The organism is bacterium (assembly GCA_016708315.1).
Classification (GTDB): Bacteria; Zixibacteria; MSB-5A5; order CAIYYT01; family CAIYYT01; genus JADJGC01.
On record JADJGC010000004.1, the window covers coordinates 22,406 to 40,022 of the forward strand.

Annotated in this window: 17 protein-coding genes; 8 read left to right on the plus strand and 9 right to left on the minus strand. The window is 50.8% G+C overall.

Going from position 1 to position 17,617, the window contains the following annotated elements:
- Nucleotides 1-120: 120 nt before the first annotated feature.
- The gene (locus IPH59_05335; protein MBK7091129.1) at nt 121-720 is read left to right on the plus strand and encodes a diheme cytochrome c-553; all 600 of its coding nucleotides are present in this window, start codon (nt 121-123) and stop codon (nt 718-720) included.
- A gap of 29 nt (nt 721-749) precedes the next feature.
- Here IPH59_05335 and IPH59_05340 read toward each other — a convergent pair whose 3' ends face one another.
- Both IPH59_05340 and IPH59_05345 read right to left on the minus strand, forming a co-directional pair.
- Nucleotides 750-2,525: a serine hydrolase gene (locus tag IPH59_05340; protein MBK7091130.1), complete on the minus strand. Its 1,776-nt coding sequence runs from the start codon at nt 2,523-2,525 to the stop codon at nt 750-752.
- 11 nt (nt 2,526-2,536) lie between these two features.
- Nucleotides 2,537-3,184 (minus strand): GntR family transcriptional regulator, encoded by a 648-nt coding sequence (locus IPH59_05345; GenBank protein ID MBK7091131.1) that lies wholly within the window; start codon nt 3,182-3,184, stop codon nt 2,537-2,539.
- 265 nt (nt 3,185-3,449) lie between these two features.
- Between IPH59_05345 and IPH59_05350 the strand changes: the two genes are divergently transcribed.
- Nucleotides 3,450-4,043, plus strand: a complete 594-nt coding sequence (locus tag IPH59_05350; protein ID MBK7091132.1) for a diheme cytochrome c-553 — start codon at nt 3,450-3,452, stop codon at nt 4,041-4,043.
- An 83-nt stretch (nt 4,044-4,126) separates the two neighbouring features.
- Here IPH59_05350 and IPH59_05355 read toward each other — a convergent pair whose 3' ends face one another.
- From IPH59_05355 to IPH59_05370, 4 genes are all read right to left on the minus strand, one after another.
- Nucleotides 4,127-4,480 carry a dockerin type I repeat-containing protein gene (locus IPH59_05355; protein ID MBK7091133.1) on the minus strand — a complete coding sequence of 118 codons (354 nt, stop codon included), beginning with the start codon at nt 4,478-4,480 and terminating at the stop codon, nt 4,127-4,129.
- 201 nt (nt 4,481-4,681) lie between these two features.
- Nucleotides 4,682-6,019, minus strand: coding sequence for a hypothetical protein (locus tag IPH59_05360; protein ID MBK7091134.1), 1,338 nt, complete (start codon nt 6,017-6,019; stop codon nt 4,682-4,684).
- Complete coding sequence (locus IPH59_05365; GenBank protein ID MBK7091135.1) at nt 6,003-6,731, minus strand: hypothetical protein; 729 nt, start codon at nt 6,729-6,731, stop codon at nt 6,003-6,005. The genes IPH59_05360 and IPH59_05365 overlap by 17 nt, the downstream gene beginning before the upstream one ends.
- A gap of 45 nt (nt 6,732-6,776) precedes the next feature.
- Nucleotides 6,777-7,130: a DMT family protein gene (locus tag IPH59_05370; GenBank protein MBK7091136.1), complete on the minus strand. Its 354-nt coding sequence runs from the start codon at nt 7,128-7,130 to the stop codon at nt 6,777-6,779.
- Nucleotides 7,131-7,345: 215 nt separating this feature from the next.
- Between IPH59_05370 and IPH59_05375 the strand changes: the two genes are divergently transcribed.
- The 4 genes from IPH59_05375 (at nt 7,346) to IPH59_05390 (ending at nt 10,592) form a co-directional block, all read left to right on the plus strand.
- Complete coding sequence (locus tag IPH59_05375) at nt 7,346-8,548, plus strand: aminotransferase class I/II-fold pyridoxal phosphate-dependent enzyme (GenBank protein ID MBK7091137.1); 1,203 nt, start codon at nt 7,346-7,348, stop codon at nt 8,546-8,548.
- 89 nt (nt 8,549-8,637) lie between these two features.
- Nucleotides 8,638-9,267 carry a hypothetical protein gene (locus tag IPH59_05380; protein ID MBK7091138.1) on the plus strand — a complete coding sequence of 210 codons (630 nt, stop codon included), beginning with the start codon at nt 8,638-8,640 and terminating at the stop codon, nt 9,265-9,267.
- Nucleotides 9,268-9,339: 72 nt separating this feature from the next.
- A complete protein-coding gene (locus IPH59_05385; GenBank protein MBK7091139.1) occupies nt 9,340-10,053 on the plus strand; it encodes a sulfite exporter TauE/SafE family protein in 714 nt (237 codons plus the stop codon).
- A gap of 8 nt (nt 10,054-10,061) precedes the next feature.
- Nucleotides 10,062-10,592: a DUF1648 domain-containing protein gene (locus tag IPH59_05390; GenBank protein ID MBK7091140.1), complete on the plus strand. Its 531-nt coding sequence runs from the start codon at nt 10,062-10,064 to the stop codon at nt 10,590-10,592.
- A 28-nt stretch (nt 10,593-10,620) separates the two neighbouring features.
- Here the strand turns inward: IPH59_05390 and IPH59_05395 are convergent, their stop codons facing one another.
- A complete protein-coding gene (locus IPH59_05395) occupies nt 10,621-11,187 on the minus strand; it encodes a heme-binding domain-containing protein (GenBank protein ID MBK7091141.1) in 567 nt (188 codons plus the stop codon).
- A 180-nt stretch (nt 11,188-11,367) separates the two neighbouring features.
- On the opposite strand from IPH59_05395, the gene IPH59_05400 reads away from it, so the two are divergent.
- Together IPH59_05400 and secA are read left to right on the plus strand one after the other, a co-directional pair.
- Nucleotides 11,368-11,790: a hypothetical protein gene (locus IPH59_05400; protein ID MBK7091142.1), complete on the plus strand. Its 423-nt coding sequence runs from the start codon at nt 11,368-11,370 to the stop codon at nt 11,788-11,790.
- 107 nt (nt 11,791-11,897) lie between these two features.
- Nucleotides 11,898-14,996, plus strand: coding sequence for a preprotein translocase subunit SecA (gene secA / locus IPH59_05405; protein MBK7091143.1), 3,099 nt, complete (start codon nt 11,898-11,900; stop codon nt 14,994-14,996).
- A gap of 104 nt (nt 14,997-15,100) precedes the next feature.
- On the opposite strand, the gene IPH59_05410 is transcribed toward secA, so the two are convergent.
- Together IPH59_05410 and IPH59_05415 are read right to left on the minus strand one after the other, a co-directional pair.
- Nucleotides 15,101-16,405 carry a hypothetical protein gene (locus IPH59_05410; GenBank protein ID MBK7091144.1) on the minus strand — a complete coding sequence of 435 codons (1,305 nt, stop codon included), beginning with the start codon at nt 16,403-16,405 and terminating at the stop codon, nt 15,101-15,103.
- Nucleotides 16,406-17,470: a hypothetical protein gene (locus IPH59_05415; GenBank protein ID MBK7091145.1), complete on the minus strand. Its 1,065-nt coding sequence runs from the start codon at nt 17,468-17,470 to the stop codon at nt 16,406-16,408.
- Nucleotides 17,471-17,617: the final 147 nt, after the last annotated feature.

A 17,617-nucleotide genomic window follows, 5' to 3' on the forward strand; every position in this document is an offset into this window, starting at 1 on the left:
GTCGTCTTCTCGGTCCGCTTGAGAGACCCTCTTAATATAGCAATCATGGCTCCATATTTTTATTGACACAACTATAAGTGCTCCTAAATTTACGACCGTAACATTCACAAGGAGTACCTTATGCGACTGACAAAAGTCAAAACCGTCCTTTCACTTTCTCTTCTTACTGCAGCTTTGATTGTTGCGAACTGCGCCCAAAACAGCGCCGACAAGCCGCTCACCAAGGAAGAAATGATCAAACGCGGGTCATACTTGGTAAATTCCGGCTCGTGTAATGACTGCCATTCACCCAAGAAGTATGGCCCGAAGGGACCAGAACCGGATCAGTCAATCTTGCTGTCTGGCCACAGAGCGAATCTGCCGGTCGCAGCGATTCCGGCTGGATTGCCCGATCCTAATGGCTGGGTCGTAATGGGTAATGCCGACTTCACTGCGTGGGCAGGTCCCTGGGGAGTTTCTTTTGCGGCCAACCTGACACCCGATCCGAATACGGGCATCGGCAAGTGGACCGAAGACGACTTTGTCAATGCGATGCGCAACGGCAAACACATGGGCACCGGTCGCGAGATTCTTCCGCCGATGCCGTGGCAGATGATCGGTCAGATGACTGATGAGGATCTCAAGTCGATGTTTGCTTACTTCATGTCATTGCCTGCCGTGCCCAATCTGGTGCCGGGACCGATCCCGCCGCAGGCTGCGCCTCCGGCGACAGCAGAATAACAAAGAGCGACCTGCAATAGAATCTCTGGTTACTCAACCGGAGATTCAATTGACGGAAGTATATACTTCGGGATGTACTCTTGTTGGGGGATCAGGCCCGCACGGTCGGAATAGTTTCCGCCATAGAAACCGATCAGTAAATCAAGTTCTGGAATTCCCAGCACAAGTTGACCGCCGTTGCCGCCGGCAAAGAATGCTCTAATCGTGCGACCGCGAAAGGGATATTCAACAACCCACCACAAATATCCATAACCGTGCCCTTCAATCTCCACGAGTGCCGACGTCGACCTGCGCGCATATTCTGCACTGACAATCTGACGACCTTGCCACTTGCCGTCATCGAGTATCATCTGGCCGAGCTTCATGAAATCGCGAAGTGTGAAGTGTCCACCACCACCCATGTAAGCATCGCCGGTTGGAGTCAAATTCAGGGCGTAGTTGCGAATTTGCAGGGGCTCGGCGATCAGTTCGCGAAACAGGTCTGGAAGCCATCTGCCGGTCGTCTTCGCGAGCACGCCTCCAAGCAGATTCGGATTCGCACTGCCATAAACAGCCTTCTCCCCCGGATTGCGCACCATGTCGAGGTCGAGAGTATAGCGATACCAGTCGGGCTGAACAGCTTGCTCTTGCATTGTGTCCTCGTTGCCGCGGGAATCGGAATTGGAATCGTCACAATCGAGACCGGAGGACATGGTCAGAAGATGTTCAACTTTGAGTGCTTGCTTGCGCGGATCGAGATGAATCAAGGCGGACGCGCCGTCCATAACCTCAAAGACGCCGGTCGAAATTGAAATCGTTTGATTGTCAAGCATTGCGGCGCCGAAAAGCGCTGAAGTCATGCTCTTTGAAGCGGACCTTGTATCGTGAAGCTGATCGCGTGAATAGCGATGGAAGTATTCCTCCAGCACGAGTTTGCCGTGGCGGGCGATCAGTAATGCGTGAATGTCCGAAGTCTGAACCGATTCAATCGGCATTTTGATTAGCATCTCGACGAATTTAGCAATTGTGTCTCTTGAAATGCCGACATCGGCAAGATTCGCGACTGGCCAACCGTCGTCCAGAAGCGGAGGCGCATGATATGTGTATGGCGCGGGCGATTTGCTGCGCGGATAGAACCCAAGCTCTTCAAACTCCGACGCGCGGTGGAAATCATAGGTTCCACCCCGCCAAGGCAGCGATAGAGAAAACATCTCATGCTCAGTATTGAACGATCCCACCATCAACAACTCTTCCGGCTGATCTGATGAGCGACGGCCAAAAAGGGATACCTTATTTGTATCAAGCGAGATCCGATCAACTCTCATGAATCTGCCGGAGTTGCGTTCCGGATTGCGCAGGAACGTAGCAAACGAGCCATCCTCATTGCGTTTGACGGGCAAGTAGAAAGTCATGTGATCATCGAGGGGACTTACTTCGCCGAGCCAACGGTTCGGACCTTGCTGGCTCAAGATCACCGGCGTCGCATATCGACAGCCATTGACGACTGTGTGCGGTTGAATCCAATGGCCAATGATTTGGTCGCCAGTGAAGCGACCGCGAAAGCCCCCTTGTTCTCCCGAAATCTCGAACGAGATTTGATTGTCACTGACGGTTACGAATTCCGTTACGCCACCAATCTCCGCGATCCAATAGTCTCCGCGATGTTGAATCGCCAAGTCGCCTTTTAGCTCAGGACCGAAATGACGCTTGGCGCACCACAGACCGACAGGGTCTCGTGCTGTAGCCAATGAATCTGAGCGCAGGGGTTCAGCCGTCAGAGCGTGTACGAACAAAAGTATTGCGAGTAGCAGTGTCTTAGTTTTCATAAGTATAGTCGTTACTTTCGCGTTTGTCGGTTTTTCAACCATTCGACGATGGGATCCTTACCGCTCTCCATATTCTCCTGAAGTGCGGTGCAGGCAGCATCCAAGTCGCCGCGATTGAGGGCTTCGATAATGGTCTGGTGACCCTGCAGAGTTCGGTTGACGTTGCGGTTTTCTCGCATTAGTGCAATTTCATAGCGCCGGGTTCGTCGCATGAATTGTTCAATCAGCTCAATCAGGACGCGATTGGGACATTGAGACAACAATTCGAGATGCCAAGAATCATCGAGCGAAGATGCAGTCGCAGGCTCGGTGGCTTTCTCGATCTTCTTATTCATGGCCTCTAACCGCGAGAGCTGTTTGCATGTTGGCAAGCCGGCAAGCCTCAAAGCGTGAGGATCGAGTATTGCACGGATGGGGTAGATCTGCTCGAATTCTTCGAGCGTGAGTGGGCACGCAACAAAACCGATTCGCGGGCGACTTATGATTGCGCCTTCAGCAACAAGGCGAGTGAGTGCCTCTCGAAGCGGAGTTCGACTAATGCCAAGTTTCTCGGCTAAATGTACTTCGTTGATCCGCTGACCGGGCGGAAAAACCCCGTCGACGATCATTTGCCTGACAAGAGTTACAGCAGAATCACTGAGATTGGACCTATCTAGCAAACGCACCACTTTCATAAGTGTATACAGTATAATAAATATATGTTATTTGTCAATATGTTACTGTGAAAGTTTACAATTTCATCCAGCCAGGCCGTTTGCGACGGTCCAAGGTCTGAGCCTCGGTATTCGGACCGGTAACTGGGAACCGTCGCGGCTGTGGGCCACGTATTTCGGACCGCGTGCTCGGATAATATGTATCCATATTATGCTTGACAAATCACCCGACATCTTTAGATATAGCAGCAAATCTTGAAAAGGATAATGCATGAAGCCAGCTACTACTAAAATCGTTCTGTTCGTTTCGCTTGTCGGTGCCTGCTCGCTGCTGGTCATGTGCGCACAAGCTGAGAAAGATGTCGCCATGACCCCGGAGCAAATGGTCAAGCGCGGTGAATATCTGGTGAACCTTGGCGGATGCAACGACTGCCATTCGCCCAAGAAGTTTACTGAGAAAGGCCCTGAGTTTGATCAGTCGATCCTGCTCTCTGGTCACCCGGCCAATGCCCCGATTCCGGATATCCCGGAGGGACTACCCAATCCAATGGGATGGATGGCGATGTGCAATGGTCACATGACTGCTTGGGCAGGACCGTGGGGAATCAGTTTCGCCTCGAATCTGACTCCCGATCCGCAGACCGGTTTGGGCGACTGGGATGAAGAGGCTTTCATCAACACGATGCGCACCGGTCAGCACTTGGGGATGGGCAGAGAAATTCTCCCGCCAATGCCGTGGCAGTCTCTTGGCAAAGCAACGGATGATGATCTCAAAGCTATCTTCGCCTACTTGAATTCGCTTCCTGCTGTACCGAACCTGGTCCCGGGTCCGATTCCTCCGCCGTCAGCGCCGGCGCAACCGTAGTCTGTATTCTTTCCAGCAAAGAAAAATGGCAGGTATCAACTACCTGCCATTTTCATTTCTGCTCCAATTTGATTTTCTAATCTCTACTCACACGCGGCACATGGCGCGTTGCCGCCGAGGAAGATGTAGTTAACCAAATAAACGCAGTCAGTGATGCGAATCAAACCGTCGCAGTTGACATCGGCATCTTCCGCATTGATAGGGTCGAAGCTGACACCAAAGATGAAGTTGATGAGCCCGACAGCGTCGACAATATTGACATCCCCTGATTGATTCACGTCACCGCACTCAAATCCTGTTGAGAATTCGAAAATATCAAAAAAACCGTTAAGTGCCGCAGCGTCGATTACCAGCATTTGGCCGTCGGCCAACTCGGTTGCGGGATTGTGTCCGGGACGCACGCGCGGCCAAAGTGAATAGAGGACGTCCATCGACATAGCGTCGTTCAACAAATTCTTGTTCGTGTAGTTCGCATTCGGTGTTCCGGTATACGTGCTGTTGGTTACGAACAGGTACTCACGTTACCAACCTCATCGCAGGGCAGCCAGGTGGACATCGAAGGCCGGCTTTCTGTTGTCACAATCAGGCGTTCAGTTGACGTTCTGGATTTGCTAACATCCCAAGCAGTAAACGGAACATCAAAGAAGCCATAATAGCAGTAGCTGGCCGGTCCTCGCAGTAAAAATGCCCTTCTGTGTCGCCGTCAAGCTCAAGCGAATCTCGACGTCCTTGTAGTCATTGCGGCCAACGTTAGAACCAAAGAAATCAATACCGTTTCCAAGCCCGCCAAAGAACTGCGGCAGACTAGCATCGACTCCCGTCATCCAACGATCCCCGATCCACGACCAGCCCGAAATGCCGGGCTCAGGTCCGAAAACGCGCGGCATAAATCCATCAACCACTGGATAGTTGTAGTCGCCCGATTGGTTTGTCTGGTTGTTCAAAATGGTCAAACCCGTCGTCAGGTCGATCAAGTCCCAGGTTCCATTGTCGGCAAATGTGATGCGATAATCGTGTCCCGTGACAGCTGCTTGATCGATTGTCTCAATAATGACCCGACCTTCACTCTGTCCGGAAATGTGTACCGCCGTATCGGTAACCGAGCCAGGGCTTGCTATGGGCACTTCTTCAATTTTGACAATCGGTGACTCAAGAACTGGAGTCAAATATCCGAGGAAGTTTCCGCCTAGGTCGGTGAATTCGACCATGTGGTTTACATCGTAGTGATATCCGGAAACGCCAAAATGGTAAGTATGACCATTTACAAGCGGCTGATCGGTAAAAGTATCGTAGCCGACTAACCGTTGAAATTGTAGGCCGGAGTTCGTGCCATTCTGTATGATTATCCTTTGTGTCCCGCCAGCGATCGGATCGACGACATCGGCATAAATGAGTGCGACCTCATTGACCACATCGTATGTAGCAATCTTCTCCCACGGACCGACTTCAGTTTGTCCCTGGTAAACATTGAACCCTTCGAAATGATACTCTTCATTTAGGAGGCTACTGTATTGAACATCTCCCACAAGTTCTCCGCTCCAGAATAACTCAATCTGGCTGTCGAGCCCGCGAGAGTATACTGATGCAATCTGATCAGCGCTTGGAATGTCAAAGCCCAAATCGTAAGTGGTTTGAGCAGTTACGGATGCCGCCTTCAAGGCCGAGATTGAATTTATCGGGTTGCTCCCTTGCGCTACTACTACTGCAACGACGACTTCCTGCGTATCACCCGGTGCCATATTAAATGGTCCCGCAGAAAGCATCAACCGTCTGTCGGCAGCGGCAGCATCAACCCAACCGATCTGATTGACCGGATCTCCGGAGACGGCGAACTTCGTCGTCATGCCTGTTGACGGATTCACCATTGGCACCATCTGGCCCGAAATCGGATCCTTTACCAGACCACGCATGTAACCGTATGTTTCAACCGGACTAGCAGGGTCCGTACCGTTGATGTACTTATTGAATGAACTCATCGGCAGATTTCTGAATCCGTGTCGCCAATTTCCATTCACCAGAGCAGAATCTTTTCGGTTCGGCGGGAACGATCGGCCCTGGAAAGAAATCGAATCCTACGGCCGGTGGCGCTGCACCATACCGGTTCGTCAGGCCTTCATTGTAGCAATATCCTAGTGACAGAAGGGTGTCGCATCCAACCAAGTCGTCGCTAGCACTACCCAGATCAGGATCCACCCAAATCGACACGTATGTGTCCTCGAGGTTATTCCCGCCTTTGTTAATAATCTTGTACTTAATGATATAGGTATTACCGAGAGCGCCGCCGCGCGCATATCCGAATGTCGTCTGCTGTATCTCAAGTCCAAGTGGCTGCGTGTCGGCGGCATCATTTATGTGACCGTCCGGATTGGCATCGTTAAAGACAGACCAAGTCATCTGATCTCCGGTCACTAACGGATCGCCGTTCTCGTCGACCGGTGCTCCCTGATCAACCGGCCAATTGGCATAATCAGGATTGGATGCAGGCGTATCGCCATCTTGTATCTTGTAGACGCGAAAGTCAAAATTGTCCGGCGAAAATGTGCCACCTTCCATCGGTCCAGGAACAAACTCGGAAGAGTATTCGGCGATAGCCAGGCGGACAAGAATCCTTGCATAAGACCTCCCGTTTTGGTTTCTGGAGCGGCCCAATATCTGCGGTTGGAAGTAATAGTCGTAAGCAATTAACACTGTATGGATGATTTTGTCAATTTCTTATCGGCTATAGGTCCATGATTATTGAAGAGCACTTGTCCCGCGAAACATAAAATATGCGGCCCCGACCAGACATAACCCTGCCCACAAGAAGTCCAACTTCAGTTCCTGTTTCATGTACAGCACTGAGAAGAGAGCAAACACGCACATGGTGATTACTTCTTGCATCACTTTGAGTTGTCCAAGCGAATAGTGCTGATATCCGATCCGATTGGCCGGCACCTGCAGACAATACTCAAAAAACGCTATCCCCCAGCTGATAAGTATTACCATCAACAAGGGCTTGTTCTTGAAGTCTTTCAAATGCCCGTACCAAGCATAAGTCATGAAGAAATTGGAAGCAGTCAGCAATACCACGGTCCACAGTCTTCCCATTGTCTTTCCTCGCAGTCTATCGGTAGAAAAAGATCAACTCAAGTTCATCGTCGCTGCAATTTCGCGCCTCTTTTCTCCTTCGGCAACGGGAAAAGACTTGCTGAAAGTGATGCTCACACGCTATCTTGAAGTTCGGAAGAATCATCATCGCGGATTCAAATACTCCACATCATAATCGTGAATATAAGATTTGTTTATATGGAAGAGGAATAACTATGCATGGACATGTAGACGACTTGGAAGTCGCTGCGACAAAAGGGCTGAACTTCGAACTGCCATCTGTTGTATTCTCCGGTATCGTTGCCGTCCGTGATCGATTGCTGCAACTGCCAAATCCTCTGCGCCTCGAATCGGGCGACCCGAATTTCGATACTCCGGATCACATCAAAGAGGCCGCCGCCAAGGCTATCCGCGACAATCACACCCACTACGCGCCGTCGACGGGAATAAAACCGCTTCGAGATTCAATCGTCAAGAAAGTCGCTCGCAAGAACAAGATTACTAATATCACAAACCCGGATCAGGTTTTGGTGACCAACGGCGGCATGCACGGGCTATATTGCGCCTTCCGCACCATTCTCAATCCGGGCGACGAAGTTCTCATCCCCCAACCAAATTGGACTTCGACTGCGTGGATCATACGGATCGCCGGCGGCGTTCCCGTTACAGTTCGTCTTCATCGTGAATTCGAATATCGCTGGGATATCAACGAGCTAAAATCGAAGATCACCGACAAGACCAAAGCAGTTCTTATCAACTCTCCTCAAAATCCAACCGGTGCTGTGATGTCGCGGCAGGACTTGATTGACTTGCTCGATGTCGCCGCAGAGCATGACCTCTTCGTCATCGGTGATGAAGCCTATGAAGACATCATTTTTGAGGGCGAGCACAATTGCATTGCAGCACTTGCTTGCGAGTATCCGCGCCGGGTGCAGGACAAGATGATTTCCTGTTTTACATTCTCCAAGAGCTATGCGATGACAGGATGGCGTCTCGGCTATCTCACCTGCACCGATGCTGAATTCAACGAGAATGCCAAGAAGATGATACTCTATACCATCAACGGCGTTTCTACTCCGACGCAATATGCCGGACTTGCCGCCCTCGAAGGTCCGCAAGACGCCATCGGAAAGATGGTCGCCGAGTATAAACTTCGTCGCGACATTCTCTTCGATGCCGTCAATGCAACCGAGTTCATGCATTGCGACATGAAGCCCAAAGGCGCAGTCTATTTGTATGCCCGAATTACTGACAAGTGGCAAGGCACCGAATGGGATCTTGTGAACTACCTGATCGAGCACTACTCCCTCGGATCAGTGCCGGGCGAAGAGTTTGCCGACGACGAGAAGTCGATTCGCTTTGCCTACGCGTGTTCGACCGACATGGTTCGTCGCACTATTGAGGCGCTAAAGAAGTAGACATCGCAGATACATATTGACAGCGGTCGATTTCGCAGTACTTTAGAAAGTGGCTGGTCCTCCAGGAACTTTCTAAAGGCGAACACAAAATGCGGATTCGATTCCAACTTCTTATTGCCATTTTGATTCTCGGCCCGTTGCCATTTGCGAGTCCGTCTCTAAACTCGGCAGCGGCCAGAGCAGAATCGGTCGCCTCCGAAAATTCCTACCGAGGGTTTTCGCTTCAAGCAAAACCCAGGCAATTCTGTTCATCATATCTTGTAACTGAACTTGCGCTGCTGTTTCGTGCGGTCAATTCGCAAGTCACTACCAACTTGCTTCGACGCGACGGCACACACCGCTACGGTGAAGACTTCGGTTTGCGATTCGGCGCCCAGGGAAATCTCGGACTGATGATCAACGTATCGCGATCAGCATCTTTGGGATTGGTTGGATTTGGTGTCATCGAAGAGCATCGTCCCCGAGCTGGGGTAAAACTTCGGTACCGTTTCTGGGAATGGGTCGGCACAGCAATAGACCTTGAGGGAGGATTGGTTGTCGATCTCGCCAAGGATGATTTTTCCACGGATCTCAATCGGCGACAATGGGTTGTTACCGGACTCTCATTAAGCCATACTCAATTCGTACACTTTGTATTTCAAGTAGAATCGTGGCTTCAGGATTATCCGCCCAATCGCCGCACGTCTGCCGCCTACCTCGGATTAAGATTTGGATATTAAGGTAGAGATTCCACTTTTCACTGATTATATTTCCCGCAGATATTCTGACGATTTCGCCCGAGGTATGATTGTATGTCAACTGAGATCAACATCCTGCTCATAACCGCCGCTTCAATCGGATTTATTCACACCCTCATTGGTCCTGACCACTACCTCCCCTTCATCATGATGTCCAAAGCCAGAGGCTGGTCGGTCACCAAGACCATGTGGATCACCTTGGCCTGCGGAATTGGCCATGTTGCAAGCAGTGTTGTGCTTGGATTCCTGGGCATAGCTCTTGGCATGGCAGTTGGCGAACTCGAGGCAATTGAGTCAATTCGTGGCGACCTCGCTGCCTGGGCGTTGATAGCCTTTGGCTTGGTCTACGCTGTCTGGGGATTCCGTCGCGCTATGCGCAACCATCCACATACCCACACTCACTTGGCTGGCAAGCTAGCGGGCATAACGCATGTTCACTCTCATTCAGCCGGCGAAATTCACGAGCACCCGGAAGGGAACAAAGCCAACATCACTCCTTGGGTGCTATTCACCGTATTCGTCCTTGGACCGTGCGAGCCCCTCATTCCAATCCTGATGTATCCGGCGTCACAGCACAACTTCGGCGGCGTCGCTGCCGTAACATTGACTTTTGGTCTGACTACAATCGCAACCATGATGACAATAGTCCTCGTGACATCCTATGGATTCAAGCTGCTGCCCATGGGAAAACTTGACCGCTTTTCGCACGCCATTGCCGGTTCGACAATCGCGCTCAGTGGCCTAGCGATCAAGGTATTAGGCATATAGGAGGGAATTTGGGATTCCTAAAAAATAACAGCGGCGCATCCAAAATCGACCGTCCCAAGATTGAAGTCCCCCGAACCAGAATAGACTACGCCCTGGAAATTCTGGCAGCAATCGGAGTCTTCTTGGGACTGTACGAGTTGCTTGTCAACTATTCCGCATTGCCGGCTTCGATTCCCACGCATTTCAATTTCAAGGGTGAGGTCGATTCCTGGGGTAGCAAAGAGACAATACTGATCCTTGGCGCTGGAATCATTGTGGTTCATGTCGTATTGACCTTCGTCAGCCGGATTCCCAACATGTACAATTTCCCATGGGAGATCACCAAAGAGAACGCCCCGCGTCAGTATCGACTCGCCCGCACCTTCATTACTTTGCTAAAAACAGAGATCGTCTGGCTCTTCGCCGCAATAGTCAGCGAAACCGTCAAGGTTGCTCTCGGACAATCCAATCAAATGCAACCATCAAACCTGTACCTGTTTCTTGGACTCATAACCACTTCGGTGGTAGGTTACTTTATCGTCTCTTACAGAGCTCGCTGAGCAAAATCGGCTACTGCACTGAAATCATCTATTCGCCTTCTGGGCGTGGCTTACGTTCCCTCGGCACAATACCGTGGCTCGCCAGCATCGTCAGGGAATTATTGACAAAGCTCGCAATTGAATCCTTTTCTTCTTGCGACAATGAAGCGCTCCAATGCATGAACTTATACTTGCCCGGAGGCATGGCACCCTCTTCGACCTCGCGCGCGAGCTTTTTTAGATCATCAACCGGAGCTCGGTTGCTTACGAATGGAAACCCTTTGGACATATCGAGCTCGGCGCGAGCTTCTTCTATGTCATGGTCAATCATTCCCTTTACGAATGGCAGCTTGTAGTACCACGGATAATCTGTCCGGTCCGTATGGCAGTCGTTGCAGGCTTTCTGCCAGATAGGTTCGAGTTTCACGAATTCCTGCTGTACGATCGCATACAGCGAATCAACATTCACTTCTGCCTGCCCTGAGATTGCATTTTCGGCAACAGAATCTTCAATTTTCTCATTGTCTGCCAAAATTGATGCAGAGTAGACCAACTGACAGATCGCGAAAACAACAACGGCAAACATCAGCCACATACGGGCGAATTTTGAAGACAAAACTACCTCCGGAAAGTTTGGTTTATGCACGCAACTTAACATGTAACATCAACTGCGACAAGATGGTTTCCCCGACTCAGCACAATTTTGGTCGAGATAAAGGATTTGACAATTGTTGACAATGTCGTAACTTTAGCGCCGTTTTTGATTAAGCTGTAAACCTGCGGAGGAGCCGTGAATATGCTGTTCAGAGCCATTATGATTTGTCTTGCTGTGCTGATGGTCGGTGCGCTGGTATCTTGTGCGTCAGAGGCACCCGAAACTCAGAAACTTTACACTGATGCCAAGCAGATGTGGGACGAGCTAAACAGAGCGTTCACTCTCGAAAAAGGCCAGGCGCGCATCGATCTGATGGGTAAGATTTTGAACGAAGAATGGGACGTCAAGATCATCACCAATCTCGAAGCTTATCTCAAGGCCGCGCCAACAGGAAAGTTCGCATCCGAGGCTACGGCACTCTTGAGCGAAGCGAAGAATTCCGACAGACTTAAGATGCTCGGACAGACGAGGCCGATGCTGCAGATGATTGGTGGAGCGCCTAAGACTCCCGAACAAGTTGACTCTCTTGCCAAACAGGCGGCGCCGCCAGACACAACAAAATAGTCAACTTCGGTCCCTGCCAGCGTATATAACATTGACACTTCCAGCCGCCGGTGAAACAGAGCCGGCGGCTCCGTAGTATAATCACCAAGGAAAACAAAGAGCATAGAGTGTTTAGTTCGATAGTTAAAAAGATATTCGGGACGAAGTTTGATCGCGACATCAAGTCGATTCGACCGATTGTTGCCCGCATTAATGAAATCTTTCCGACATTAGCAGATTGGCCCGACGAGAAATTCCAGGAGCGGACTGCTTACTTCAAGAAAGAACTGGAAGAGCTCAAGGCCGAAGTTCGCAAAGAGGCAGAAGCCGGCAACTGGGACAAGGACCTTCTCAAGAAAAACTTCCGCGAAGAGATCGACGAGTATCTCAACGAGATTGCTCCGGAAGCATTCGCCATGGTCAAGGAAGCGTGCCGTCGTCTGTGCGGCAAATCCTGGGACGTTTGCGGAATGGACCTGTCATGGGAAATGGTGCCGTTTGATGTCCAGCTGATAGGCGGGCTGGCGCTTCATCAAGGTAAGATCGCCGAAATGGCTACGGGCGAAGGCAAGACGTTGGTTGCGACGATGCCGATGTACCTCAACGCGCTTGTCGGCGAAGGCGTTCACCTCGTCACGGTCAACGACTATCTTGCCAAACGCGACTCGGAATGGATGGGCGAAGTCTACCGCTTCCTTGGTCTGACCGTAGGATGCGTACAGCGCGATATGGACTTCAACGAACGGCGCGCCCAGTATAACTGCGATATCACCTACGGAACAAACAGCGAGTTCGGCTTTGACTACCTCCGCGATAACATGGCTGTTGCCGCTGAGTATCGTGTACAGCGCGGTCACTTCTACTCAATCGTCGACGAAGTTGATAGTGCCCTTATCGACGAAGCGCGTACTCCATTGATTATCTCCGGCCCGGTGGAGAGCAGCTCGCTGACGCCGAGATTCATGGAAATGCAACCGTTGGTCGAACGCCTTGTCAAGCGCCAAACCGAATACGTCAACAAAGTGATGCTCGATGCTGAGAAGATGTTCGAAGAAGGCAAGGCCGACGAAGCCGGTACAGCAATGCTAATCGCGCAGCGCGGCGCTCCTAAGAATAAACGCCTGATCAAACTCTACAAAGAGCAAGGCGCTCAGAAACTATCCCAGCGTGCCGAACTCGACATACTTCGCGAGAAGAAGATGCACACCATCGACGAGGAGCTTTACTTCGTCATCGATGAAAAAGAGCATACGATAAATCTGACTGACAAGGGTCGCGATCTGCTCTCTCCGGAAGACCGACAGTTGTTCGTACTCCCCGACATCACCGAAGGCCTCCACGAGATCGACTCCAACGAGAAGCTCAACCTCGAGCAGAAACTCGCGGAGAAAGAACGGCTGTATAAACTGCACGCGGAACGTGCCGACAAGAACCACGCCATCAACCAATTGCTCAAAGCCTACGCCCTGTACGAGAAAGACGTCGAATACGTCGTGCAAGAGGACAAGGTCCTGATCGTCGACGAGTTTACCGGACGCTTGATGCCGGGCAGACGCTACTCCGATGGTCTCCACCAGGCAATCGAAGCCAAAGAGCGAGTTCGCGTCGAAGGCGAAACTCAGACCGTCGCGACGATTACCCTGCAGAATTACTTCCGCATGTATGTCAAGCTCGCAGGTATGACAGGTACCGCAGAAACTGAAGCCGGCGAATTTTGGGAAATCTACAAACTCGATGTGATGGTAATTCCGACCAACAAGCCGATTCGCCGCTTAGACTTCGAAGACCAGATTTATCGCACACGCCGCGAAAAGTACGCCGCCATCATTGAGGAGATTCGCCGTCTGCACGAAAAAGGCATGCCGGTGTTGGTTGGTACTATCTCTGTCGAAGTATCGGAACAGCTTTCGCGCATGCTCAAACGCGAGAAGATTCCGCACAATGTGCTCAATGCCAAATACCATCAGCAGGAAGCCGAAATCGTCCGAGATGCCGGTCGTGCCGGTGGTGTGACTATTGCTACCAACATGGCCGGTCGTGGTACCGACATCAAATTGGAAAAGCACGCCGTCAAACGCGAAGTCATCACCGATGAAGTCAAAGATATGATAAAGCATATCAATGCCGTCGAAGGACTGAAGCTTGCCGACGACGAAGAGCCGTTTGGTTTGCACATCATCGGCACTGAACGTCACGAATCCCGCCGTATCGATCGCCAGTTGCGCGGTCGTGCCGGTCGACAGGGAGACTTCGGTGCTTCACGATTCTTCCTCTCACTTGAGGATGACTTGATGCGTCTCTTCGGCAGCGATCGTATAGCAACGATCATGGATAAGCTCGGAGTTCAGGAAGGCGAAGTTATCGCTCATGGCATGGTCACCAAGGCCATTGAACGCGCGCAAAAGCGAATCGAGACACAGAACTTCTCCATCCGCAAACACACGCTGCAATACGACGATGTGATGAACAGTCAGCGCACCGCAGTCTACGATCGGCGCAATTCGATTATTGACAAACTCGATCACCGCGAAGAAATCGAAGAGATGATCGTGCAGACCGCTGATGCAATCGTCATCGAGAACTCGACCAAGGGCGAGGATGAGGATACGATTGACTTGAGCAATATGCTCCTGGCTTGCCAAAACTCGTTTCTGCTTACATTCGATCCGCGTTCAAAGGAGCTGTTGGAATTGACCCGCCAAGGACTGGCGGAAAAGCTCGGCGAGATGGCGATTCAGCATTATCACAACAAAGAAGCATTCCACGGCCCTGATGTGATGCGTCAACTCGAGCGATTTGCGCTCTTAACGACAATCGACACTGAGTGGAAGGAACATCTCTACGAGATGGATCAGCTCAAGTCGGGAATTGGGTTGCGGGCTTACGGCCAGCGCGATCCGTTGATCGAGTACAAGAAAGAAGCTTTCAGTATGTTTGAAGCCTTGCTTGGTCGCATTGACCGCAATGCTGTCAGCTTGGTGTTCAAGCTTCAGCCGGTCGATCGCTCGCAGGTTCAGCAACGTCGTCAGCAACAACAAGCGCGTTTGACTTCGGTCCACGAAAGCATCTCCGGAATGCAGTCAGTCGCCCCGCAAGCCGAGCAACCGGAGGAGGCGATGCCATCCAAAGTAAAACCGATTGTACGCGACATGCCTAAGGTTGGCCGCAATGACCCTTGTCCCTGTGGTTCAGGCAAGAAGTACAAAAAGTGCCATGGGGTTGAATAACACGATCTCATTATTCAGAATCGCTTAGTGAGTTAACGGCAGGGTGAAGACCCTGCCGTTTTCATTTAGGGGATATCTGTAGATATGCGGAAGAAGCGAAAACCCTATTTGAACTGATAAGTCAGATTACCACTCAGCAAGTACAGAAATACATCATCTTCTTTATCGTCGTGGTATTCAAAACTCGAACCACCGACTACGGAAAAACGTATCCGGTCCGACAGATTGAGATCCGCAAGCAAATCCAGATTCACGAACCAGTGGTCAGTATAGAATTCAGAATCATTGTTCAGGTAGTTGCGCCATCCAAGTTGACTGTCCAGACTGAATGAATATTTCCGCGAAGAGAGATTCTCATATCCGGCGAGCAGTTTTGTTGCCTGATAATCTTGTTCGTTGTAAATAGAATCAGCTGCCTGAAAGCGCTCGCGCGCAATACCAATGCTGAATGTTGACAGAAGATTGTAGCGATAATCCAACTCCATTTGCGTCATCACGCGCCAGTGTGAGAATGTCGCGAGCCCCTGAACATCAAAATCATAGTATTGCACTTCCAACTGGGGTGAGAGCTCTAATTGCTCTGCAACTGAGAATGAAGCATCGAAGTATGGTCCGAAGAAGTAGTAATTGTCATCTGAGCTGTCCCACGAGTAGCTCTTTCTTTCCAGATAGATTCGTGATTGAATCGACCGCGAGGCACCAATGTAGTCCAATCCAATTTCAGCAATGCCCTTGCTAAAGTCGAGCAACGACGAATCATAGCTGTCGCGTCTGTCGTATCGCAGCGCAAACTCCAATGCCGAGAAATCCGCAATGTTGCGGGTTATCCGCACCCGTGATTCATGCTGGCGGTATCCATAAACCGACTCTGAGCGGTTGTCGTATCCTGTGTACTCAAACTCTTGAGAGATTTCCGCCTCCCAGTCTTCGTTCTTGAAAAATGCAAATCCGAGTCGCGAACTGTTTTGGAAGCGGCTGTCATAGATGTTGAAATCATCTGAACCGGCATATGACTTGAACTCGGCATCCGAGGTGAGCTTCCAAGCACCCCATTCAATTCTGAAGTTGATCTGATTGCGAAGCTTCTCGTCAGAAAGGAAAGTGTTGTTCGTAAAGACGACCTTCGCGGGACCTTTTCGCTGAAGTTCGAGACGGAGATTTACACCCCTTTCGTCCAACCGATCAGAGTAGCTTCGCAACTCCGCCAACGAATCGTCGCTGATTCCAAGTGTGTCGATATCGCGAAGATAATAATCCTGCGAAATGAAATCGTAGTTTAGCCCCGCCTTTCCTTTCCATTCCCAACTTCCGGCATAAACCGGCACTGAAATGAAAACAAGAACTAAGAAAAGAAAAAGTCTCTTCGGCGCAGCGCTGAAGAGACTCCGCTTAGCAAAAATATCCTGCATCTACCAGGCTCCGAGAATCCTGGCAGCCTGTTGGTTGAGTTCGATAACGACGCGCACTATTACCAGAGCACGCTGCTCCTCGCCGCGTTCGTGCAAAGTGCGTGCCTGATCCAGTTTCTCGGTGGCCTCATCAAGCAGTTTGTCAGCATCGTGACTGCCGGTTTCCTGCGCGCGCTCACGCAATCGCTCGAGTTGCGATTGAGCCGTAGCGATGGCACGCTCGGAATCGGTTATCGCACCTGATTCTCCACACATCTGCACGGCGCGTCGCACTCGGGTGACTCCGCTTGCCAGCAAACGAATCGACTCTTCGAAACTGCCAGACTCGTATGCTTGATCCGCCTTGTCAATCTGCTCCTCACCGGAATCGAAAAGCCTCTTTGCCGATTCATCCTTGCAGGAATTCATAGTTTCTGAATTGTCCGAAACGAAGTCCTGTGCCCGATCGAGGTTGAGTCGAAGATTTTCCCTCCGCCGTTCGCCTCCGCCCACATACTCGGTAAGGTTGCGACAGATATCCTGCGCACGGCGAGTAAACTGCAATGATTGACGAAGATTATTTTCGCTGAAGAAATCACGCGCCCGGTCCTGAAGCCGCTGAGCCTCCTGCAATCGCAGATCAAGAATCGGAGTTTCACCGCTTTGCGCGACCGCACGAATCTGTTCAATTAGTTCGTCTGTACGGTCAAGCTGCTGTTCAACCAACGAGCGATCTTCATCAGAACGCACCATTGAGCCGATGCAGCGCCTTGCCGCTTCCCGCGCTCGCAGTGTCGACTGCAACGCCAATGCCAGACGTCCTCTCTCGAGAAGCTCTAATGCCCGATCTTGGGATTGCTCAGCCTGACGCAACAATGCTGTCGTCTTCTGGTCTCGCGATTGGTCGACTGACTTACGCGCTTGCTCAATGATATTGTCAGTCTGCTCAATCTCCTGCTTCACGCGATCCCGGTCAAGAACCTGTCCGTAGGCACTACCGCTCAAGACCGCTATCGAAAAGAGCAAAACGGTGACGGCTATCCACATGGTCGATTGTATTTTCATTTCTCGTAAGCTTCTCTTCATAATATCCTCGAATTGGATATTCTCAAAATCCGTGCCGGAATTGCGGATTTCACGAGTTTTCCTAAGGCGTTCATTTTGAGGATGTTAGAAACACCGGAAACTGCACCTTCCAACCCTGACAAAAACGCACGGCCGGAGTGTACCATT